This window comes from Bacillus sp. Brlt_9 (assembly GCF_051948935.1).
In the GTDB taxonomy this organism is placed as follows: Bacteria; Bacillota; Bacilli; order Bacillales; family Bacillaceae_G; genus Bacillus_A.
This window is the reverse complement of record NZ_JAYJLO010000006.1, coordinates 146135-165517: the sequence shown is the minus strand read 5'-3', so window position 1 is coordinate 165517 and position 19383 is coordinate 146135. Positions and strand designations below refer to the sequence as shown.

Sequence of the window (19383 nt, the reverse complement as noted above, 5' to 3'; positions counted from 1 at the left end):
AAGGAAATATAAAAATGGAAAGCCTAAAATTAATATGGTTGGGGTTAGGTCTAAAAGGGGGCTTCCTTGAATCTAGAGATAGAATATAATTAAGATTGGCAGTTACATACATTAATGAGTTTTTTTAGGGGGATCCCTAGCGATTTGGAGGACATAATTATGATTAAAAATGGCATTAGTTCAGAACTATTAAATATTAAATCTTTTTTATCAGATGACTCGTATAAGTTTTTGATACCTGATTTTCAAAGGGATTTTGTATGGGGAAAAGAAGAAGTGCAACAACTATTAGAAGATCTCTCAGAAGATACTGATGGTTTTATGTTAAGTGAAGATGACTTAGAAGGATATTTATTGGGGAATATAGTTTTAATAAAACCAAGAGACACTGACCGTTATCTTGTAGTTGATGGACAGCAACGTCTTACAACAACTACATTGATTTGTAAATCATTAGAAGAGATTGTTGAAGCTAAAATAGCTACTTCACAAAATATAAAAGAAATTAAAAAATGGCAGATGAAATTAAATGATATTGTTCAATCTTATGCAATTTTAGATAATGACGATGAAATCAAGGATTGTAAATTAATCCATGATCCGGCACTAAATTTTGGTAAGGTCTATAAAAATATACTTTATAACAAAGAATATGAAGTGAAGCTAGAATCAGATTCGAAAATTGAGGAAGTGTATACAACAGCTAAAGATTATTTAGAAGAGTTAGATGATGAGCAGTTAAAAAACTTTATTTCTTATTTTAAAAGTCGAATCTATTTTATTGTAACGGTATCAACTAGTTATAATAAAGCATTTCAACTATTCGAGGTTCTTAATGATAGAGGAAGAAGTTTAGAGCCACTAGATTTAGTGAAAAACTTATTCCTTAAAATTATATCTAAAGGTACAAATAAACAAGGTGACGTAGAGGAGTTTAATAATGACTGGAATGAATTTATTTCTAACCTCCAATTAAGTCCTAAAAAGAAAATATCTTCCTCAACCTTTTTAAAGCATTATATTATTGGGAAGTATGCAGAAAATATAAAAAAAGATCGTGTATACGATTATTTTGAAAAGAAGAATCTTAATGGTAATGAAATATTTGATTTAGTAAAGGATTTGAAGTATGTTTCTAAAATATATTCTGAAATAGAAGAAGGAAAGTACGAAGCTTTTTTAAATGATTATAATATGTTTATTATATTTAAACTTTTTAATATCAAGCAATTACATTCATTGTTAATTCCTTTTTATCAAGCAGATCAAAAAACGAAGGAGCAAGTATTAGACCTTGGTGTAAGGCTTGGAGCTTCTGTTTTATTTACATTTACACAAATGAATTTTATTGAAAGTATTCTTCCAGCGATTTTACAAAAGTATTATTCAGGACTTGAACAAGGAAAGGAGATCGACATTGCTTATCAAGACCTTGGTGTCGAAGCGAAAAAAATCATTTTAAGTAAGTCGACAGATATTAAACAAATATTACCATTGAAACAACTTGAAAATGCAAATGGAGCTTTATCTAACAAGGCGTCTGTAATTTTAAAGTTTATTGAATTATATTTTCATAATAATAGTAAGGTCGTTATGACTCCAAAAAAACAAAGAATTACAGTTGAGCATATTTTATCAAGAGAGGTAAATTTTGATAAGGATATTTCTGATGCAGGTTTTCTTTCAGTAGAGGATTTTAAAAACCATAAAAACCTTATCGGAAATTTAACGCTATTGTTTAATAATGAAAACGCGAGTGTGGGAAATAAAAAATTTGAGGATAAGATTAAATTATATTCAGATCAAGATTTTATAGTCACTCAAAGCATTGCTAAGGATTTGCTTTCAACAACAAAGGGTGGGAGAAATACAAAGTTTGTTACTCTAGTAAATGAAAAGGAAACGAAGTATGCTCCGAATAAAAAAGGACATTTTGATAAAGATGCGATTAAAGATCGCTCCTCTAAAATTGCTGATTTAATTTATGATTTAGTAAATCAAAATATTAAGGTGCATGAGTTGCAATCGAGTCTTTAATAATAGGGAAGCATATGATCTACACTGTTAAGTATTGAAGGTGTAGCTTTTACAAGAGCATGTTTTCCGTATAAAGGAAAATATGCTAAACAATGAAGACATTCAACTAAAAGAAAAAAACAATACAAAAGATAATTTTAAAAGTGTTTTCGAAAAGTCATTCATAAACTTTGTTATTGACCACATGGACAGCCATGAAAAATTCTTTATGAAGAATTCGAGAACCTTATTATGGAAAGTGAATGGATAGTATTATTTGAAGATAGAGGAACCTCTTATTGTACTTGTAGTATGGGGGAGGTTCTTTTTCTTTGGGGCATATACAGAATATCAGTTTTTTCATGCGATATAAATAATACGGTTTTTTTGCTATATTTTAAAATGCCATAAAGAAATTTTTTATTAATTCAAAAGGAGTTTGATGAATTATGTCTCTAAAAAATGAACCTGCTGTTCGTTATGCACTTTGGATAGCCTATAATCGACGTTGTCAAATTACAAAAAATTTAATTGAAAATATTACTGATATGGAAGTTGATCACATTATTTCAGTGGATACTTTTAAAGATAAAAGGAAGATAGGAATATATGATTTGTCAGAGGGGTTTGATGTGAATGGGTTAGAAAATTTGAGACCGGTGTTACGAGCGTGGAATAGAGAAAAAAGTAATCAAGAACTTCCCACTGAACAAGTAACTTTAAATTTAATGAAAGCAAGAAAAATTAAAAAGTTGGTTGAGAGAGAAATATCAAAATTTCATGAAGAGAAAAAATATGCTTTGGGTATTGAGGCGATTAGAGAAGCAATTCAACATAAAGAAATAACATCAGAAGAGTATATGGATCAAATAAATGGTTATCAAGTAGATTTTGGGAGTGAAGTAATAAAATTCGAAAGCGAATTCAATAAAAGTATTGAGGTCAATTCACATAGTGTTAGTATAACCGGGCATTTACCTAGATTGGAAGAGAGAGAAGGTAGCTGTTTATTTACGTTTAATAGTTTTTATTTGCGTCAAGTGAATATAAGTCTTTCACACCAAGAGATATTAAAGAGCTTGTATAGAGGATATAAAACTCCTTTATGTTATTCAATGAGGTCTTATATATTGGAAGGGAATTCAAATCAGAAATTGGAAACATACCGTATTACTATGGGTGGATGTGTATTCAATTTAGAATTAGAAGAGCTCAATAATTTAATAAGGGCTATTGATATCTTTATGGAAAACTACATTGAAGCAATGAAAGATATAGAAAATGAAATTGAATCGAATAAATTTTATCCAGTGCTAAATGAGTTGAATAATTATAAATTGATTTGCATTTCATTGAGTTTTTTTAAAAAAATCATGTTATTCATTCAGAAACATGATTATGCAAAAGGTGATAGTAATTGGCACATCTTTGATACACAAGGAAGTATGATCAAGGTATATGATAAAAACGAGGGAGAATATCGTTGTTTTATTTATCCGATAGCAGATAATAATGATGGTTATAGCTGGTACAATTCTAATGATAAGGTCTGGTTGGTTTGGGATTATATGAGCATTTCTGGAGAGGCGCTTTGGAGTGTACAAAAAACTTATAAATGGCTAGTAGAAAAATTGATACCAACAGTTGAAAGGTATTTTGCACCTTCGCGAAGCACTATTTTTAGGAAAAGAAAAAATAATACTGAAATGAGTCAAATAATATTTACAAGTAATGATAAATATTACGATATTAACAAAGAGGTTTCTGCATATCAGCTGTTAAATATTATTGAGAGCATTCAACTAAGGTACTCTTTTGAAAAAAAGATTTATATTGAATGGTTGGATTATTTAAAGGTATACGATGCAATTCTATATCTTGTGAAAATATGTCCCCAATTAGACTATCATTATATTTGTTCAAAATTAAGAATAGAAAAGGTAGAGAATAAAGAGGAATTAGGAGAAGGAATAGAACAGTTAAAAAGAAAAGCAATTGAAGAAGCAATAAATGGTGGGAAGATGGATATGCTCTTTAGAGTTTTGGTTGTTTTAGTGAGAGACACATTAAGTGAAATTACGGAAGAAGATATAGCCAAGGTTATAAGGTTTATTCAAAATCATGTTACTAGCTATAATACATTAAAGCTAGTAGAGTCACAATGGACTTAGTATAGTCAAGTGTATATCTAAAAATCAGTGATATTTTAAATAGTTAATAGTTTTGGGCGATGAAGGTTAATACAATTTATAGACTAATGTTAGTAGGAGATATAAAGATTAGATATTCCGATTGCTACAGGGTGTGATATAAGGAAAGATATTGAATATCAAAAGTTTAGCTAGAAGAATTAATTGCTTAAAATGGGAAAAGAAAAGTAAGTTGAATTTATCTAATGTATTATTTTTTATAAATGTTATTATCAAAATAATAGAATATAATAGTGGTAATTAGATTTAAAATAAATTTTATGGGGGGCTTATTTTGAAATTAGAAAGAAGAAATCAAACTGATGTAGAAAGATGGGATGTTGGAGAAGTTTTAGATTCTATTAGCGAAGGTAAAATGAAAAATGCACTAATAAAATTACCTACGTTTCAAAGGAATTTAGTATGGTCGAAATATCAAAAGGATTTATTTATCGATTCTTTAAAAAAGGGGTATCCAATTGGCTCATTGTTATTATTTGAAAAAACATCTGTCCAATCTGATGAACCGAAAAAGTATTTATTAGTTGATGGATTACAAAGAACACACGCGTTAAACGAATATTCTAGTAAACCAACTATTTTCTTTCTTAAAGAAGATATAAGTGAAGACTTAATTGATACAATTATGCTAAAAATTGAAGAATATACTAATAATAAAATAGATAAAGAAGAATTGAGAAATTACTTACATAAATGGGTGAGTAAGAAGGAAGGTTTAGAAGAATCCAATCATTTTAGTGGTGGTGATCTTGCTTCAGACATTGATGATGAATGGCATCTTGATCTAGACAAAAAGCAGGTTAGAAAATTTAAAAATGAAATTATACCTTTTATTGAAGAAATAAAAAAAGAAGCTGATATAAATAATTTAAAGTTGCCAATTTTAATATTTAGAGGGGATGTGAATAATTTACCAGAAATTTTCAAAAGAATAAATAAACAAGGTACCCAACTAAATAAATATCAGATCTTTGCAGCTATTTGGGAAGATGAAAAATATGGCGAAATAGAGATCAAGAATAAAAAAATAAGAGATAAAATAAAGGCTAGATATGATGCTTTAACTGAAAAAGAATTTTTAGTTGAAGGTTATAGTGGTAATGAAAAGGATTTTCATTCAAGTAAATTTAATTATTTTGAGTACGTGTTTGGTTTAGGGAAATTACTTGCTTCGGAAGAAGAGTATAAGTCTTTGTTTTCGAGTTCAAGTAAATCAGATGTCTCAGAATCTATCGGATTTAATTTAATTGCAGCGTGTTTAGGAGGGAATGTTAAGGAGATAGATAAAATTCCTTTATTACTAAAGAAGGTAGATCTGGTACAATTTGAAGTTGCTTTATTAGACTCGATTAGAGAAGTAAGATGTATACTAAGACCTTTTATTGAGATAAAGACGAATAAAAAACATGATAAACATGAAGTGTATCATACTGAAATGCATATTGTTGCAATTATTTCTAAAGTGTTTAGAAGCAAGTATGAAGATAATCTTATTATAAATAAAGAATGGGACTCAATAAAAGGAAACCTACTAAGTAATATAATGCTTCATTATCTTTATGATATTATAGATGATGCTTGGAGGGGATCTGGAGACACTAGGGTAAATAATATTCTGAAGGGAAATACATATGATCAGGAGTTGACACAACAAGACTGGGATCTAAAATTACAGGAATGGTTCCAATCACAACTTAAAGAGTCGACAAGTCAAAGAAAAAGTATTACAAAAGCTCAAATGTTGTTCCTGAATTATATTCACACACACACACATACAATTTATAGGCACATGAGTCCAATTCAGGATCACATTGAACATATCGTACCAGTAAATAAAATACAGAACGCTATTTCATCAAAGAAGATGCAAGATGCTCCTATCAATGCGATTTCTAACTTTGGTTTATTGGAAAGTAAAGTAAATATTAAAAAGCAAGATCTAACTATATTTGAGTATATTAATAAGATTACAGATGATTTAAAAGGAATAACTGATTTTACAAATACTAAGGATAAAAATTTCATACGATATTGCAAGGTACATCCAGAATTAAGTTCAATTAAATCTCAACAGGAATTATCTAACTTTATCTCTAAGAAAAAACAAGAAGTCCAAGAAGAGTTTTTAATTAAAGAATCTGATTTATCCTTTGTCTCTTCTTTAACAAACAAGGAATACAATATATTTCTTGAGAAAAGGTTTAAAAAGCTTAAAGAAAAATTTTATAGCTTTAATAATATTAAAAAATAAATTAATAGATATTGATAAAATGTTAGTTTCAGAACTATTGAAACTAACATTTTTATAATCATAAAGTTGTCAATTCGTAAACAGGAAGATAATTTCTTTGCAAATTAAGCTTCTGGAGCAAAAGTTTAGTATTTTAATAATATCAAGATGGATAGAAAAGTGAGTAGCTTGAAAAAAGAATTTATTTAGGTGAAAAGATTATCAACCGGAATAAGTTTTGGAGAGATAGTGGAAGTAATAGAGAAGTGAGCCTCGTTAATTACTTAAACAATTATTATACGTTAGGTTCATCAGTGTGGATTGTAATCACAGTGTTAGAAATCAAGTTCTTTAGAATGGAAAAAACTACCGTCTTTGAGATTAAAGAAATGCTTATTTAAAAACTTAAAGGAGGAAACCGACATGCCAACATACAACAAAATAACCCGAAACAAAATCCCACAAATAATAAAATCCAACGGAAAAACACCAACAACAAGAATCCTACCCGAAGACGAATACATAAAAGAAATCTGCAAGAAAACACAAGAAGAACTAACCGAATATCTAGAAGCAGACACAAAAGAACATAAACTCGAAGAACTATCCGACCTACTAGAACTAATTAATGCCCTAGCCGAACACAAAAGCACAACACTAGAAGAAATCAACAACATCCGAAAAAAGAAAGCAGAAGAAAGAGGCACCTTCTCAGATCGAGTCTTTTTAATCGAAGTAACCGATAACTAGCCCCTTATAAGCCCCTTACAAGCCCCTACCAAGTAATAAATCACTAAGAAAAAACATAACAAAACAAAAACACCAACAAACACCGTAGTAGGAGTCGAAAAAAATTTTGAAATAACACGCCAAAAACCCGGCCGTCCTCCCATATATATTATGAAGAGGTTTTCACTTTTGAACGGAGACGGGAGGAATTGGGATGGCGGTGTATCGTACTGTGCAGGTGAATTTTTGGCAGGATGATTTTGTTTTGGATTTGACGCCGGAGGAGCGGTATTTTTATGTGTATTTGTTGACTTGTTCGAAGACGACGCAGTGTGGGATTTTTCCTTTTCCGAAGCGGTTAGCTGAGATGGAGACGGGTTATAACAGGGAGACTGTTGATAAGCTTGTGCAGCGGTTTGTTGATTATGGGAAGATTCTTTATGATGCGGATACTCGGGAGTTATTCGTTTTAAATTGGCTTCGTTATAATCCTGTGACGAATACGAATGTGGAGAAGTGTGTGCTTCGTGAGCTTAAGGGTGTGAAGAATAAGGAGTTTGTACATATGTTTCTTCAGAAGTGTGTAGAGGAGGAGCTGAATGTTCCGATGCTTTTAGCGCATTTCGGTATGCCGAGTGATTTGGCTGTGGATGATGTTGAGCCAGTTTGTGAGGAGACGGAGGCGGAAGAAGAGGTTATAGAGGAAGAAACGGGGAGTCGTGTGTTTTCCTTTTATGAGCAGCATTTTGGTAGTTTGTCTCCGCATACGGTAGAGGAACTGAGTGCGTGGATGGAGGATTTGTCAGAGGAGCTTGTGCTGAAGGCTCTTCAAATTGCGTTTGAGAATAATAAGAGGACGGTTGCTTATGTGAAGGGGATTTTGCGTGGTTGGCACGGGAAAGGATTTACGAAAGTTTCTGAGGCTGAGGCGGATACGGCGAGCTTTAGGAAGAAGGATTCGTCTGTTAGTACGGGGGAGACGGAGGAGTTTTTTGCGAGGTGTGAGGAGTGGGAGAAGAATGCGCCGTCTGAGGAAGAGTTGCAGCGCTTTTTAGCGGAGCGCGGGTGGCGTCCATGAGTATTCAAAATGTGGAGGCGGAAAAGACGGTGTTAGGTTCTCTATTACTTGATGGAGAGCTTATTAAGGAATGCCGTTTGACGGAGCAGTATTTTTCTCTGTCAGTGCACAAGTCTATATTTCAGCTAATGCGGAAAATGGAAGAAGAGGGGCAACCGATTGATCTTGTGACGTTCATTTCTAGGGTAGATCCGAAGTTTTTAGAGGGGATCGGGGGAATGGAGTATTTTATAGGGTTAATGGATGGTGTGCCTACAACTGCCAACTTCTTTTATTATGAGGGGCTTGTTCGAGGTGCCTGGAAAATGTATCAGGCGGGTGTTCTCGGGCACAAGATGGGAGAGCGTCTTATTGCGGAGAAGAATGAAAAAATTATTGGTGAGACGATTACGGCACTTTGTGAGTTAGAGGAAAAGGACTGTGTATGTGAGTTTGATTTGAAGGATGCGTTAGTTGATTTATATGAAGAGCTGCATCAAGATGCGAAAGAGATTACGGGGATTGAGACTGGTTATACATCGCTAAATAAAATGACGTGCGGATTGCAGGAAGGTGATTTTGTCGTTCTTGGTGCGCGTCCTTCTATGGGGAAGACTGCGTTTGCGTTAAATGTTGGACTGCATGCGGCGAAGTCCGGAGCGGCGGTTGGATTGTTTTCGTTAGAGATGAGTAGTAAGCAATTGCTGAAGAGAATGGCGTCTTGCGTAGGGGAAGTGTCAGGAGGGAGGCTGAAAAATCCGAAACATCGTTTTGCGATAGAGGACTGGGAAAAGGTAAGTAAGGCGTTTGCGGAAATCGGGGAATTACCATTTGAGATTTACGATAACGCAGGCATTTCGGTGCAAGATATTTGGATGCAAACTCGTAAGTTAAAGAGGAAGCATGGTGATAAGAAGGTTTTAGTCATTGTAGATTACTTGCAGCTTATTACGGGCGATCCGAAGCATAAGGGCAATCGATTTCAGGAGATTAGTGAAATTTCGCGTAAGCTTAAGGTATTAGCACGTGAATTAAATGTTTGTGTAGTGGCGTTGTCGCAATTATCTCGTTCGGTAGAAGCACGGCAAGATAAGCGTCCTCTTTTATCTGATTTAAGAGAGACGGGACAAATTGAGCAAGATGCGGATGTCATTATGCTTATGTATCGTGAGGATTATTATGATAAGGAAACGGTGCAGAAAGAGATGACGGAGATTCATGTGGCGAAGCATCGGAATGGGCCTGTGGGGAGTTTTAAGCTGCGATTTTTGAAGGAGTTTGGGCGGTTTGTGGAGGGGAAGGTAGCTTATATTCGTTTGGATGATGCGGATGTGGAATAGATAAGATAAGCGGTTAATGGAGTAATGCTCAGCATTGCTCTTTTTTTATACGTCACGACATAATGTGACAAATTCTGGATGTTTTCTTTGCTAAGATGGGCTTGGTAATCTTACATTATGATTAATAGGAGGCTATTAAAATGTTAAAGAAGCTAGGGATATTGGTTTTAGGTAGTGCTGTAGCTTTAAGTTTAGTTGCATGTGGTGATTCTACTAAGGAAGCTTCTAATGAGAAAAAAGAAGAGCCGAAGCAAGAAGCGAAGAAAGAGAATAAAGAAAATAAAGAAAGTAAGAAGAAAATTACAGCAGCTGATGTAGAAGCAATTAAGGTAGGTGATTCTTTAACTGGAGCAGGTGGGGAGAAATACGAAGATGTGGTCGCGAAGTTTGGAGAACCGGATAATAAAGCGGAGTCCCAAGCTGGGGATATTAAAATGATTATTGCTAGTTGGACAAAAAATGTTAATGGCGATCTTGGAGCGAATTTTAATGTTACCTTTACTGAAAAAGATGGACAAAAACTTGCTACGAGTAAAGCACAAATGGGAATGAAATAAAGAAAGGATAGGAGATTTAAAATGAAACGTACAACAGAATTTGTATTAGGACTTATTGGTGGTATTTTCGGTATTTTATGTGCATTTATTGCTTTATTTATTGGTGGAGTTGCTTCAGCTATGGAGGCAGAAGGAGCGAGTAACGTAATTGGTTTAGGTTGGGCAGCGGTCGCATTATCAATTTTAGGTATCGTTGGATCAGTTATGGTAAAAAGCAAAGCAAAAGTTGGCGGGGCTATGATGACAATCGCTGCAATTGGAGGATTTATTTGTATTTCTTTCATTTATATTTTACCTGCAGTTCTGCTATTAATCGGTGGGTTAATGGGAATCTTTCGTAAAGAGAAAGTGGTAGTGTCTGCATAGATTCATGTAATAAAATAGCCGACTAGAGTCGGCTATTTTATTAGGTTAAATACGCAAATTTTTTGATTTGTTCTTGTAAATGTTTATTAACTGGTGGAACTCTTTGAAGTTCGGTTTGAAGTAGTGCTAATTCTTCTGTTAAAACTTTTACTAATTCAAAGTTTGTTTTATCTATTGCTAGTTCATATAAACGGTTATATACAACGAATTTCGCAAGTGGATCTGCATTTGTATCTTCTCGTAATTCTTGAAGGATTCTGCCGAAAGTATCTCGTAATTTGGCGCCCTGAACTTCATGGAATTTATGGAATAGTATGTTGGTGAATTCAACTAATTCTATATACTTGTTTTCATTTTCATTCATTATTTGGAACACCACCTTGTATGTTATTTTTCATGGAATACGTTCAATGTTATATTTCCATTATATCTCTTTTCGAATTGATCTATAACATTTTTACAGCTTGTACAAGGATACAGCTCAGTAAATAAATTTACAATTCCTTCAGCTGGCTTAAAAGTATCTGCAAGAAAACGTATTTGTTCCAAAAGTTTCGCTTCTGTATCCACACATCTATTATATGGAAGTAAGGAGTCTTTAGAGCTAAGTTCCAAGGTGGTAAATATTTTGTCTTTACGTAAAATAGCGCATGATGATGCAAATAAATTATCTTCTTTTGCATAGTGTAAATAAGGATCTGTAGGGTAGTCAATTTGACTGTGGGAGTATAATGTTTGGATAAAGTCATTGAAAATAAATTGGGCTACTGCAACATTGCCTTTATTATAGATTTTTCTCTCTGTTTTTCTTAAGTTATGGATAGAAGATAATGTTGTTTGAATATTATAGCGGAAATCTATGGAGTGCTTTTTTAACTCGACACCTTTTGGATCTAAAAGATAAAAAATTTTATTCACCAATATGATACCCACTTTCCTTCTATCCTTAGTACGTACTTCAATATATTTACCTATATAATTATAATCGAGTTTAAAGAAAGTGGGTATTATATTTCTTGTAATTTAGAATTAAATAAAAATAATCAAATCTGAATAATGTTTAGAAATAGCCAAAAAGACTTGAGTATCACTGTGTAAATAAAATAAAGCATAAGTGTTCCATTTCATTAACTTATGCTTTATTATTTGATTCTTTAAATATGTTTCTTATTTCCCCATAAAGAAAGATCGTCTCTCTGCAGTAATCCATTGCTGCAAATCATCTTGGCTGCGTCGGACAAGTCGATTCACTAAAACATCATGCCATACATAATCCTCTAATAGGTATATATGAACGGGGTCATCTGTATAAAAAGCAATATTACGCTCTTCAATTGATGGCCCATAAATCATCTCTTTAGAATCTATCGATAAAATAAACCAATGTTCTGTAGACAAGGTTTCTGTATAGGGTGTGATACGATGGGCTTCTAGATTTTTAATTGGATTTTCAACATGTAGGGTAATACCTTGTACTGAAACTTTATCAGCTACCTCACATAGTTCCTCTTTTAACGCTTCATACATCTCATCCCACATTGAAATGACAATACGGTGTTCTGCTTTTTTTATTAATGCCTGACAATAGCTAATGATTGTTTTGTTGTCTTTTAAAGTAATCACTCGATTATCCGTTTTTTCCTCGGAAGTTTCGAGTTTTTTTAATGAATCACTGATTCCTTCATAAGTAGACTGCCATTCTGATTGAGCCTTCTGTAAAAAGATTTCAACGGGTAGAGGTGAATAGCGGGTGGTGTCATTTATTTCTTCCTTCATGACAATTCCTTTTTCTACAAGGTTACTTAAAATCTCATAAATTCGTGCTCTTGGGACACCTGAATCTTTACTCACTTGATAGGCTGTGACAGGCCCCTGTTTAACAAGAGATACATAAGATTTAGCTTCATATTCATTAAAACCGATTTTTTTAAGCTGTTGTACTATGTAGTCCACTTTTTGTCCTCCGATGTTTGCTTTTATATTTCAACGTTACAATAACTCTTTACATTTAGCAAATTGATAGTTACTATTACGATAGTGACTAAAGGGGGAGGTTAATAGTTTGGACTTTTATTTAGACCCATCCGTATTAATTATTTTGATTGCTTTTGGATTTTTAGCTGCATTTATTGATTCAGTTGTAGGTGGTGGTGGATTGATCGCCTTACCCGCTTTATTATTTACAGGATTGAATCCAGCAAGTGCAGTAGCTACGAATAAACTAGCGTCGACAATGGGGTGTGCAACTAGTAATATTGTGTTTTATCGTTCTGGTAATCTTGATTTGAAATCGGCGTTTAAATTAGTTCCACTCACTTTCATAGGTTCCGTAATAGGGGCATGGACCGTTCATTTAATGAATCCAGAAGTACTGAAGCCATTGATGCTGATTATGCTTGGTGTGGTCGCTATTTATACGATATTCAAAAAGGATTGGGGTAGTATTTCCACTCATAAGAAATTGTCTGGTCGACACGTCATTATTTTTACTTTTTTTGTTTTTACTATTGGTTTTTATGATGGATTTCTAGGTCCTGGCACAGGTTCATTTTTAATGTTTTCTCTTTTATTTATTGGGTATGATTTTTTAAAAGCAGCAGGTACTGCGAAGTTTCTTAATTTAGGAAGTAACGTTGGTGCATTGTTAATGTTTATGTATGTAGGACAAGTAAACTATGCGTATGGTTTTATAATGGGGATTGCTCAAATTGCTGGAGGGATTGTTGGCTCCAAATTTGCTATAAAAAAAGGAAGCGGGTATGTTCGTGCTCTTTTCATTACGGTAACTTGTTTACTGTTAGCGAAAAATCTGTATGACTATGTGCAGTAAGTAATTTTGGATATCTTTTCTTCAAAGAACGTAGAAAAGGTTAAATATGAAGACTACATAGTATAAGAAGAAACCAGGGGAATTTCCTTAAAAAAGTCTCATTTAAAAGAAAATCTAAGTGAAGAGAATGAATATAATATAAACTCATATTTTTCTGGGGTATGTTTATCAATCTTTATGAAATACCTATTCTACATTCTTCTTATAAACAACCCGCAACAATATAAGCATCGCCCCTAAGTATTCTTTTCCTGTGAGTGCTTTAACAGTGAAAACGAAAGCAAACTTGCGGAAAATACAGGTTCTGATGAAAAGATAAGGCCTGTATGTGTGCGAGTTGAAAGAGATGGATATGCTCATTCGATTATTGAAAGTTCGGATTTGAAGAGGATTGGGGAGTAATAGTATGTACAAAAAAACGCCTATTTCATATAGGCGTTTTTTTGATGGGGAAGTTATTCCTCTCCAAACTGAAACATATCCCGGTTAATAAGTTGGTGGAGATACCTATCCATTTCAGCCGCAGAAACGCTTCTTTCATTTTTAAACCACCATGCGCTTAATGAGGTGATTGCCCCTGAATAAAATTCAATGATTAAATCATTTGGCATCGTATGGTTTTTGCAAAGTTGATGTAACGCTTCTATTTCTTGTTTTCTCGTTTCGTGACTTAAATACTGTGTCCGGCTAATAAATTGTTCATCAGACATTTGTGTCTCTAATATTTTACCGATTTCTTCATGATGTAGAAATTGTTCCATTACTTGAAATGGTTTACTTAATCGATCTGAAACCGGTATTCCCGCAATCATCTTGCTGTATCGTTTAAATCCAAATGTTAATAAAGCGTCTTTATCTTCAAAGTGTTTATAAAAGGTTGTTCGGTGTACCATTGCGCGGTCACATATTTGGTTAATCGTGATCGTACTATATTTCTGTTTTGATTGCGTCATTAATTCAAATAAGGAATCCCATAGTAATTTATGTGTACGTCTAATACGTAAATCAAGTTGGTTTTCACTATCGTTCATCTACAATTCTCCTTTTTTGTAGATTAAATATACAGTGGCTGAAAATTGATTCTCCCTTTTTAATCTACATATGTATATTATATTACATGTGTTCCGGTGTATTTAAAGTTTTTTTAGTAAGAAACAGGAGGAGAATCTGCAAATGAATATGACAACTAACAGCCCTACAAGTGGCAAAGTTGATACTTCTAATATGAAACATACCCCCATTTTAATTGCGTTACTTTTAGGGGCAATGGTTGCATTATTAAATGAAACGTTGCTTGGTAATGCGTTAACAGTATTAATGAAAGAGTTTGGTGTAACAGCTTCAACGATTCAATGGCTTTCTACAGCTTACATGTTAGTAGTTGGGGTTTTAGTTCCGATTACAGCGTTACTCCAGCAATGGCTCACAACGAGACAAATGTTTTTGATCGCAATGGTAACGTTTTTAGTCGGTACATTAATTGCGGGATTCGCACCGACATTTTCCGTTTTATTAGTTGGCCGTATCGTCCAAGCTGTAGCGACGGGATTAATTACACCGTTATTAATGAATACGATTTTAATCATTTGTCCGCCTGAAAAACGGGGTGCTACAATGGGATTAATCGCACTTGTGATGATGGCAGCTCCAGCAATTGGCCCTACATTATCTGGAGTAATTGTTGACTCACTAAATTGGCGCTGGTTATTCTATATTGTTATTCCAATCGTGATCATTTCAATTATGATTGGTATGAAGTACATTCAAAATGTTTCAGAGTTAACAAGACCAAAAGTAGATTATCTATCTATCGTTTTATCGACATTAGGATTTGGCGGGCTTGTGTATAGCTTTAGTGCATCGGGTGATTTAGGATGGTCTGATGCGAAAGTGTATGGCACTTTACTTGTTGGGCTTATCTCATTATGTATTTTTGCCGTTCGACAATTAAAAATTGAGAATCCAATTTTAGAATTACGCGCATTTAAAGTTCCGATGTTTACATTATCAGTTGGATTAATAGTCATTGTGATGATGTCGTTATTTTCAACGATGACTTTATTACCGATGTTCCTGCAAACAGTATTACTCGTTACAGCCTTTAAATCAGGAATCATCATGCTTCCGGGAAGTGTTATTAGCGCCATCATGGGACCAATTGCAGGTAAACTATTTGATAAATTTAGTCCGAAAGTTATTATCGTTCCCGGCATTGTGTTAGTAGGGATTGCAATGTTCTTATTTAAAGGCATTACTCCTGACACATCAATGGTACAAATTATCGTTATGCATAGCGTATTAATGGTTGGACTCATGTTTGTCATGACAGCACAAACATATGGCTTAAATCAATTAACACCAGATTTATATCCGCACGGAACAGCACTGTTTAGTACGTTGCAACAAGTAGCTGGTGCAATTGGTACAGCTATCTTTATTTCGAAAATGTCTTCAGGAACAGCTAGCTATATGGAAAGCTCCGCAAATCCAATGGACCCAGTAGAGAAGTTAAACGGTTTAACGTCAGGATTCCAAGGTGCGTTTACACTAGGGTTAGTCTTTATCATTGTTGCATTTATCGTATCGCTGTTTTTAAAAGAAGAGAAAGAGGGAGTAACGGCAGCGAGGGTTTTACAGAACGAGAATTAAGGTTCAAATAAAAAGACATCTTTAAGAGATAAAGATGTCTTTTTACATTTCTTTCGTAACATCATACCGTAGCAACTGCCCCTGATCATAAAACCGCTCAAAAATAATCCCCATTACATAGAAGAACACTAAGCCAAAACAAATATGAATGAGTGTAAAAGTAGCTCCAAATGAAGAGAATTCATACACGAGAATCGGCAATTTCGCAGTTGTCCAAACGCCTAAGAAAAATACGATGTATCGAATGCTTGCGCCTTTCTTTAGGAGTAGTGCTGCAATTGGGAAGGCGACGTAAAGAGGGCCAGCTGCAATGCCTCCTAATAAGAGAGAGAATAAGATTCCGTATATGCCGGAATTTTTGCCCATATATTTCATGAGCGTTTCTTTCTTCACCCATTGATCAAGTAATCCTACAAATAGTAGAACAGGGGGAAGGAGAAACAACATATCTAAAATGCTATTCCCTGTTAATTGTAATGCGCTCCATCCTAAAGGTTGATTTATAAAGGTTAAAGCAAAGAGTCCCAGTAGTAAAATGAAAAAGAAGCGATATCTTTTTAGTTCCTTCATACCATCACCACCCAAATGATATAGGAGAATAGAAGGGACATGAGTAATGCAGATGCATTACGTGCGTAAGCAAAGCTTCGCCCGAATATCTTTTGTTCCATCGGTAATGTTGTAAGCCCTACTGACATGAGTGTAGACATAAGTGCCGCAACTTGAGGAAGGCCTGCGCCGTGTTGTACTAACGTATTACCAAGTGGGAATACGACGAAGCTGGGTATAAGTGCAACGGAGCCGAGTATCGCTGAATAAACAATGCCGAGAAATCCAGATTGCTCCCCAATAATAGAAGAGATGAAAGACGGCGTTAATATAGAAAGCGATAAGCCAATGAAAAGCATAATGGAAAGCATCGCAGGTAGAAGATTGCGAAACATTTTCCACGACTTCATTAGAGCATCTTTCGTTTTATTGCGGTCTTTCATAAAAGAAATCCCCGTAAGAATAATGGCTAAAGTGTAAAGGATCACGCCGTTAATCATGATTGGATTCCTTTAAGTCTTTATATTTGTCTATGAAAAAGGATAAGTTCTTCATTTTTTCTTCAATGTCCATTTGAAATTCTGCCAATTGTTCCTTTCCAGCAGGCGTAATTTTGTACATCTTTCTCGGTTTGTCTTGATAATCTGTACTTACGTAAGATTCGATTGCACCTTCGTTTTCTAACTTTTTTAGCGTACGATATAAAATGGCGCTATCGATTGGATTGACGGGAAGTTCTTCCTCGCACTTTTGCAATAATTGCCCGCCATAGTTATCTCCCTCAGCTAGAAATAATAAAAGAAATGCACCTGTATGTCTTCCTGTATGTTTCATGGATTTTCCTCCTAGAATGAATTAAGATTTATACTGTTAATGACAGTATACTGTTTTTAACAGTATATGGTGCATGATGTGTTATGTCAATTTTAAAATGTGCGAATGCGAAGGGGCTGTACATCAAAGAACATAAAAAAAGACACTCTCAAGAGTGCCTCTTATTAGCAGCCGAATCCGCCGCCCCAACAACTAGCTCCTACGATGATTAATAAAATAAATAGTACAACTAGTAAAGCGAATCCGCCGCCGAAACCGCAGCCTCCACCACAAGTACCGCCATAGCCCATATTAACTCCTCCTTCCATAAAGACCATTAATTAATGGATTTAATTCACTTTATGTTTTTACAGATAATCTTGAGCAGGTCCTTTTAAAAAATAAAAGGTGCTTAGATTTTAAAAGAGTTGACGACCTTATTTTTGTCACCGGTATTATGCGGATGACATATTGTATTTTATTCTGTGTATTGGGGGAAGGAGGATCTTTATGGCCAATTCTGAAATGATTTTACGATTACTTACGGATTTAAAGATTGAACAGCAAGCCTTAAAAGAGCAGTTGGAAAAAATACAAACAGCTGTGAATACTCTTGAAGAAAAATCAGCGATTGTGGAAGAAAAACCAATGACTATTGAAGAAAAACCAGCTGTTGCTGCTGCAAAGCAAAGAGCTCATTCTGGACGCCCAACATCTTTTCGTGCTTGGAGAGCATCTTCGCAAAAGAATTCATAAAAATATAAGAAAAGAAGACATCAATTAAGATGTCTTCTTTTGCTTGTACAATCCAAATGAAGTTAAGAAGATATATCCATATTGCTTTAAAAATAAGAAGAAAATAACGATTGTCGACTCCTTTTTTAGTATAGCATGTAATAATGAAATTTTACATGTAATATTGCATATATATAGATTATAAAATTTTAATGTTATATATTTTAGTTGTCTGTTATTTGTTTTAATTCATTTACTTATATTATTTTTTGAGCGCCCCAGTAATGGGGCCTTTTTTTATAATTGTTTTAAAGCGGAAACCCCTGAAGCAGTATAAGGGGTTTCATAATTAGGCAAATGATTTCTGGTGCATCTAAATGAATTACTACTTACTTTTAAACCGTCCCCCACAAATGATAAACCATACCGAAAACAAAAAATGCGAGTCCTACAAATAAAACGATTAAAGCAAGCATTCCATTTTTATTATGTTCCATACAGTCAGCTCCTTTTTAGTTATATAGAAAAAAGCCTTTAGTCGTAATTATGGCTAAAGGCTTGGATCTTCATACTGTGTATTTTATAAAAAAGTTGTACTTCTGTATGAATTTGGAATATGATTATTTAAAGAGTAGGTGATGAGTACATGCAGGAAACAAAACAATTCCCGCTTATATCTGGAAATCTCTCATTAGATTTAGTGAATACAGAGCTAGTTAGGCGTGGACAACGTTATGATTTATTAATAACGGATGAAGATGTATTAGAATGGCTACATGTAATAAAGGTTAATCTGCCGTTTTGGAATGAAAAAACACTTATTGGAATTCAAGAGCGAATGGATCAAGTTACATCTAGCATATTAGAGGCGAGAGAAGTATTGAGAAAACAGTTTGAGGCAATTGCTGATCAGCACGAAATTTCTAATGATTTTATTACGTATTTAGAAAAACAAATTGAGAAGGCACCATTTACATATAAAGTAATTGAACAGCGGCTAGTGCCTATCCCGGTGGGGGAAATTGAGGATGTACTTGCATCGTTAATTGCATTTGATGCTTTAACTTTAATAGTAGAAAATAAGCTTATTTCTCTTAAAAGGTGTTCAAACCCCGACTGTGTTTTATTATTTATAGATAAAAGCGGAAAACGAAAATGGTGTTCTATGAAAATATGTGGGAACCGGAAAAAGGTAGCAAAATTCCAGGATCGAAAATGTGAAGAGGTTTAGGGAATCAACTTATATGAGTTGATTCTTTTTTTGTAAATTAAAACTAACCATTTAAAATGATATTTACAGGT

20 protein-coding genes and 1 pseudogene are annotated in these 19383 nt (G+C 34.0%); 12 read left to right on the top strand and 9 right to left on the bottom strand.

Annotated elements, in window-relative coordinates:
- Nucleotides 1–159 precede the first annotated feature (159 nt).
- From VF726_RS22765 to VF726_RS22730, 8 genes are all read left to right on the top strand, one after another.
- On the top strand, nucleotides 160–2037 hold the full coding sequence (locus VF726_RS22765; protein WP_440172339.1) for a DUF262 domain-containing protein: 1878 nt from the start codon (nucleotides 160–162) through the stop codon (nucleotides 2035–2037).
- Between the two features lie 428 nt (nucleotides 2038–2465).
- Nucleotides 2466–4187, top strand: a complete 1722-nt coding sequence (locus tag VF726_RS22760; protein WP_440172337.1) for a hypothetical protein — start codon at nucleotides 2466–2468, stop codon at nucleotides 4185–4187.
- Between the two features lie 313 nt (nucleotides 4188–4500).
- On the top strand, nucleotides 4501–6477 hold the full coding sequence (locus tag VF726_RS22755; RefSeq protein WP_440172335.1) for a DUF262 domain-containing protein: 1977 nt from the start codon (nucleotides 4501–4503) through the stop codon (nucleotides 6475–6477).
- 402 nt (nucleotides 6478–6879) lie between these two features.
- Entirely contained in the window at nucleotides 6880–7206 is a 327-nt protein-coding gene (locus tag VF726_RS22750; RefSeq protein WP_440172333.1) for a nucleoside triphosphate pyrophosphohydrolase, read from the top strand.
- A gap of 193 nt (nucleotides 7207–7399) precedes the next feature.
- Nucleotides 7400–8263, top strand: a complete 864-nt coding sequence (locus tag VF726_RS22745) for a DnaD domain-containing protein (protein ID WP_440172331.1) — start codon at nucleotides 7400–7402, stop codon at nucleotides 8261–8263.
- Complete coding sequence (gene dnaB, locus VF726_RS22740; RefSeq protein WP_440172328.1) at nucleotides 8260–9582, top strand: replicative DNA helicase; 1323 nt, start codon at nucleotides 8260–8262, stop codon at nucleotides 9580–9582. Before VF726_RS22745 ends, dnaB begins: the two co-directional genes overlap by 4 nt.
- A 140-nt stretch (nucleotides 9583–9722) precedes the next feature.
- The gene (locus tag VF726_RS22735; protein WP_000914235.1) at nucleotides 9723–10139 is read left to right on the top strand and encodes a DUF3862 domain-containing protein; all 417 of its coding nucleotides are present in this window, start codon (nucleotides 9723–9725) and stop codon (nucleotides 10137–10139) included.
- A gap of 21 nt (nucleotides 10140–10160) precedes the next feature.
- Nucleotides 10161–10505, top strand: a complete 345-nt coding sequence (locus tag VF726_RS22730; protein WP_440172325.1) for a DUF4064 domain-containing protein — start codon at nucleotides 10161–10163, stop codon at nucleotides 10503–10505.
- A 40-nt stretch (nucleotides 10506–10545) separates the two neighbouring features.
- Here VF726_RS22730 and VF726_RS22725 read toward each other — a convergent pair whose 3' ends face one another.
- From VF726_RS22725 to VF726_RS22715, 3 genes are all read right to left on the bottom strand, one after another.
- Complete coding sequence (locus VF726_RS22725; protein ID WP_440172323.1) at nucleotides 10546–10869, bottom strand: hypothetical protein; 324 nt, start codon at nucleotides 10867–10869, stop codon at nucleotides 10546–10548.
- 23 nt (nucleotides 10870–10892) lie between these two features.
- On the bottom strand, nucleotides 10893–11423 hold the full coding sequence (locus VF726_RS22720) for a deaminase domain-containing protein (RefSeq protein WP_440172529.1): 531 nt from the start codon (nucleotides 11421–11423) through the stop codon (nucleotides 10893–10895).
- Between the two features lie 249 nt (nucleotides 11424–11672).
- Nucleotides 11673–12458, bottom strand: coding sequence for a TrmB family transcriptional regulator (locus VF726_RS22715; RefSeq protein ID WP_440172321.1), 786 nt, complete (start codon nucleotides 12456–12458; stop codon nucleotides 11673–11675).
- Between the two features lie 109 nt (nucleotides 12459–12567).
- Between VF726_RS22715 and VF726_RS22710 the strand changes: the two genes are divergently transcribed.
- On the top strand, nucleotides 12568–13335 hold the full coding sequence (locus tag VF726_RS22710) for a TSUP family transporter (RefSeq protein WP_440172319.1): 768 nt from the start codon (nucleotides 12568–12570) through the stop codon (nucleotides 13333–13335).
- 186 nt (nucleotides 13336–13521) lie between these two features.
- On the opposite strand, the pseudogene VF726_RS22705 reads toward VF726_RS22710, so the two are convergent.
- Together VF726_RS22705 and VF726_RS22700 are read right to left on the bottom strand one after the other, a co-directional pair.
- A pseudogene (locus tag VF726_RS22705) lies at nucleotides 13522–13676 on the bottom strand (EamA/RhaT family transporter); the annotation flags it as partial.
- Between the two features lie 114 nt (nucleotides 13677–13790).
- On the bottom strand, nucleotides 13791–14366 hold the full coding sequence (locus VF726_RS22700) for a TetR/AcrR family transcriptional regulator (RefSeq protein WP_440172317.1): 576 nt from the start codon (nucleotides 14364–14366) through the stop codon (nucleotides 13791–13793).
- A 142-nt stretch (nucleotides 14367–14508) separates the two neighbouring features.
- On the opposite strand from VF726_RS22700, the gene VF726_RS22695 reads away from it, so the two are divergent.
- Nucleotides 14509–15984: an MDR family MFS transporter gene (locus tag VF726_RS22695; protein ID WP_440172315.1), complete on the top strand. Its 1476-nt coding sequence runs from the start codon at nucleotides 14509–14511 to the stop codon at nucleotides 15982–15984.
- 42 nt (nucleotides 15985–16026) lie between these two features.
- Here the strand turns inward: VF726_RS22695 and VF726_RS22690 are convergent, their stop codons facing one another.
- The 4 genes from VF726_RS22690 to VF726_RS22675 all read right to left on the bottom strand — a co-directional run bounded on the left by VF726_RS22690 (nucleotide 16027) and on the right by VF726_RS22675 (nucleotide 17657).
- A complete protein-coding gene (locus VF726_RS22690) occupies nucleotides 16027–16554 on the bottom strand; it encodes a permease (RefSeq protein ID WP_440172313.1) in 528 nt (175 codons plus the stop codon).
- Nucleotides 16551–17033, bottom strand: coding sequence for a hypothetical protein (locus tag VF726_RS22685; RefSeq protein ID WP_440172312.1), 483 nt, complete (start codon nucleotides 17031–17033; stop codon nucleotides 16551–16553). Before VF726_RS22685 ends, VF726_RS22690 begins: the two co-directional genes overlap by 4 nt.
- The gene (locus VF726_RS22680; protein ID WP_138322393.1) at nucleotides 17026–17367 is read right to left on the bottom strand and encodes a PadR family transcriptional regulator; all 342 of its coding nucleotides are present in this window, start codon (nucleotides 17365–17367) and stop codon (nucleotides 17026–17028) included. The genes VF726_RS22685 and VF726_RS22680 overlap by 8 nt, the downstream gene beginning before the upstream one ends.
- 164 nt (nucleotides 17368–17531) lie before the next feature.
- Nucleotides 17532–17657, bottom strand: a complete 126-nt coding sequence (locus VF726_RS22675) for a YjcZ family sporulation protein (RefSeq protein WP_000540385.1) — start codon at nucleotides 17655–17657, stop codon at nucleotides 17532–17534.
- Between the two features lie 199 nt (nucleotides 17658–17856).
- Between VF726_RS22675 and VF726_RS22670 the strand changes: the two genes are divergently transcribed.
- Together VF726_RS22670 and VF726_RS22665 are read left to right on the top strand one after the other, a co-directional pair.
- Nucleotides 17857–18102, top strand: coding sequence for a hypothetical protein (locus VF726_RS22670; protein WP_440172307.1), 246 nt, complete (start codon nucleotides 17857–17859; stop codon nucleotides 18100–18102).
- Between the two features lie 625 nt (nucleotides 18103–18727).
- Nucleotides 18728–19312 (top strand): CGNR zinc finger domain-containing protein, encoded by a 585-nt coding sequence (locus tag VF726_RS22665; protein ID WP_440172305.1) that lies wholly within the window; start codon nucleotides 18728–18730, stop codon nucleotides 19310–19312.
- Nucleotides 19313–19383 lie beyond the last annotated feature (71 nt).

What these genes read in the sequence shown, in the direction of transcription:
- VF726_RS22765 (WP_440172339.1), top strand. Translation starts at nt 160, where the DNA reads ATGATTAAAAATGGCATTAGTTCAGAACTATTAAATATTAAATCTTTT.
- VF726_RS22690 (WP_440172313.1), bottom strand. Translation starts at nt 16,554, where the DNA reads ATGAAGGAACTAAAAAGATATCGCTTCTTTTTCATTTTACTACTGGGA.
- VF726_RS22700 (WP_440172317.1), bottom strand. Translation starts at nt 14,366, where the DNA reads ATGAACGATAGTGAAAACCAACTTGATTTACGTATTAGACGTACACAT.
- VF726_RS22750 (WP_440172333.1), top strand. Translation starts at nt 6,880, where the DNA reads ATGCCAACATACAACAAAATAACCCGAAACAAAATCCCACAAATAATA.
- VF726_RS22685 (WP_440172312.1), bottom strand. Translation starts at nt 17,033, where the DNA reads ATGATTAACGGCGTGATCCTTTACACTTTAGCCATTATTCTTACGGGG.
- VF726_RS22730 (WP_440172325.1), top strand. Translation starts at nt 10,161, where the DNA reads ATGAAACGTACAACAGAATTTGTATTAGGACTTATTGGTGGTATTTTC.
- VF726_RS22745 (WP_440172331.1), top strand. Translation starts at nt 7,400, where the DNA reads ATGGCGGTGTATCGTACTGTGCAGGTGAATTTTTGGCAGGATGATTTT.
- VF726_RS22695 (WP_440172315.1), top strand. Translation starts at nt 14,509, where the DNA reads ATGAATATGACAACTAACAGCCCTACAAGTGGCAAAGTTGATACTTCT.
- VF726_RS22665 (WP_440172305.1), top strand. Translation starts at nt 18,728, where the DNA reads ATGCAGGAAACAAAACAATTCCCGCTTATATCTGGAAATCTCTCATTA.
- dnaB (WP_440172328.1), top strand. Translation starts at nt 8,260, where the DNA reads ATGAGTATTCAAAATGTGGAGGCGGAAAAGACGGTGTTAGGTTCTCTA.
- VF726_RS22675 (WP_000540385.1), bottom strand. Translation starts at nt 17,657, where the DNA reads ATGGGCTATGGCGGTACTTGTGGTGGAGGCTGCGGTTTCGGCGGCGGA.
- VF726_RS22680 (WP_138322393.1), bottom strand. Translation starts at nt 17,367, where the DNA reads ATGAAACATACAGGAAGACATACAGGTGCATTTCTTTTATTATTTCTA.
- VF726_RS22760 (WP_440172337.1), top strand. Translation starts at nt 2,466, where the DNA reads ATGTCTCTAAAAAATGAACCTGCTGTTCGTTATGCACTTTGGATAGCC.
- VF726_RS22725 (WP_440172323.1), bottom strand. Translation starts at nt 10,869, where the DNA reads ATGAATGAAAATGAAAACAAGTATATAGAATTAGTTGAATTCACCAAC.
- VF726_RS22670 (WP_440172307.1), top strand. Translation starts at nt 17,857, where the DNA reads ATGGCCAATTCTGAAATGATTTTACGATTACTTACGGATTTAAAGATT.
- VF726_RS22735 (WP_000914235.1), top strand. Translation starts at nt 9,723, where the DNA reads ATGTTAAAGAAGCTAGGGATATTGGTTTTAGGTAGTGCTGTAGCTTTA.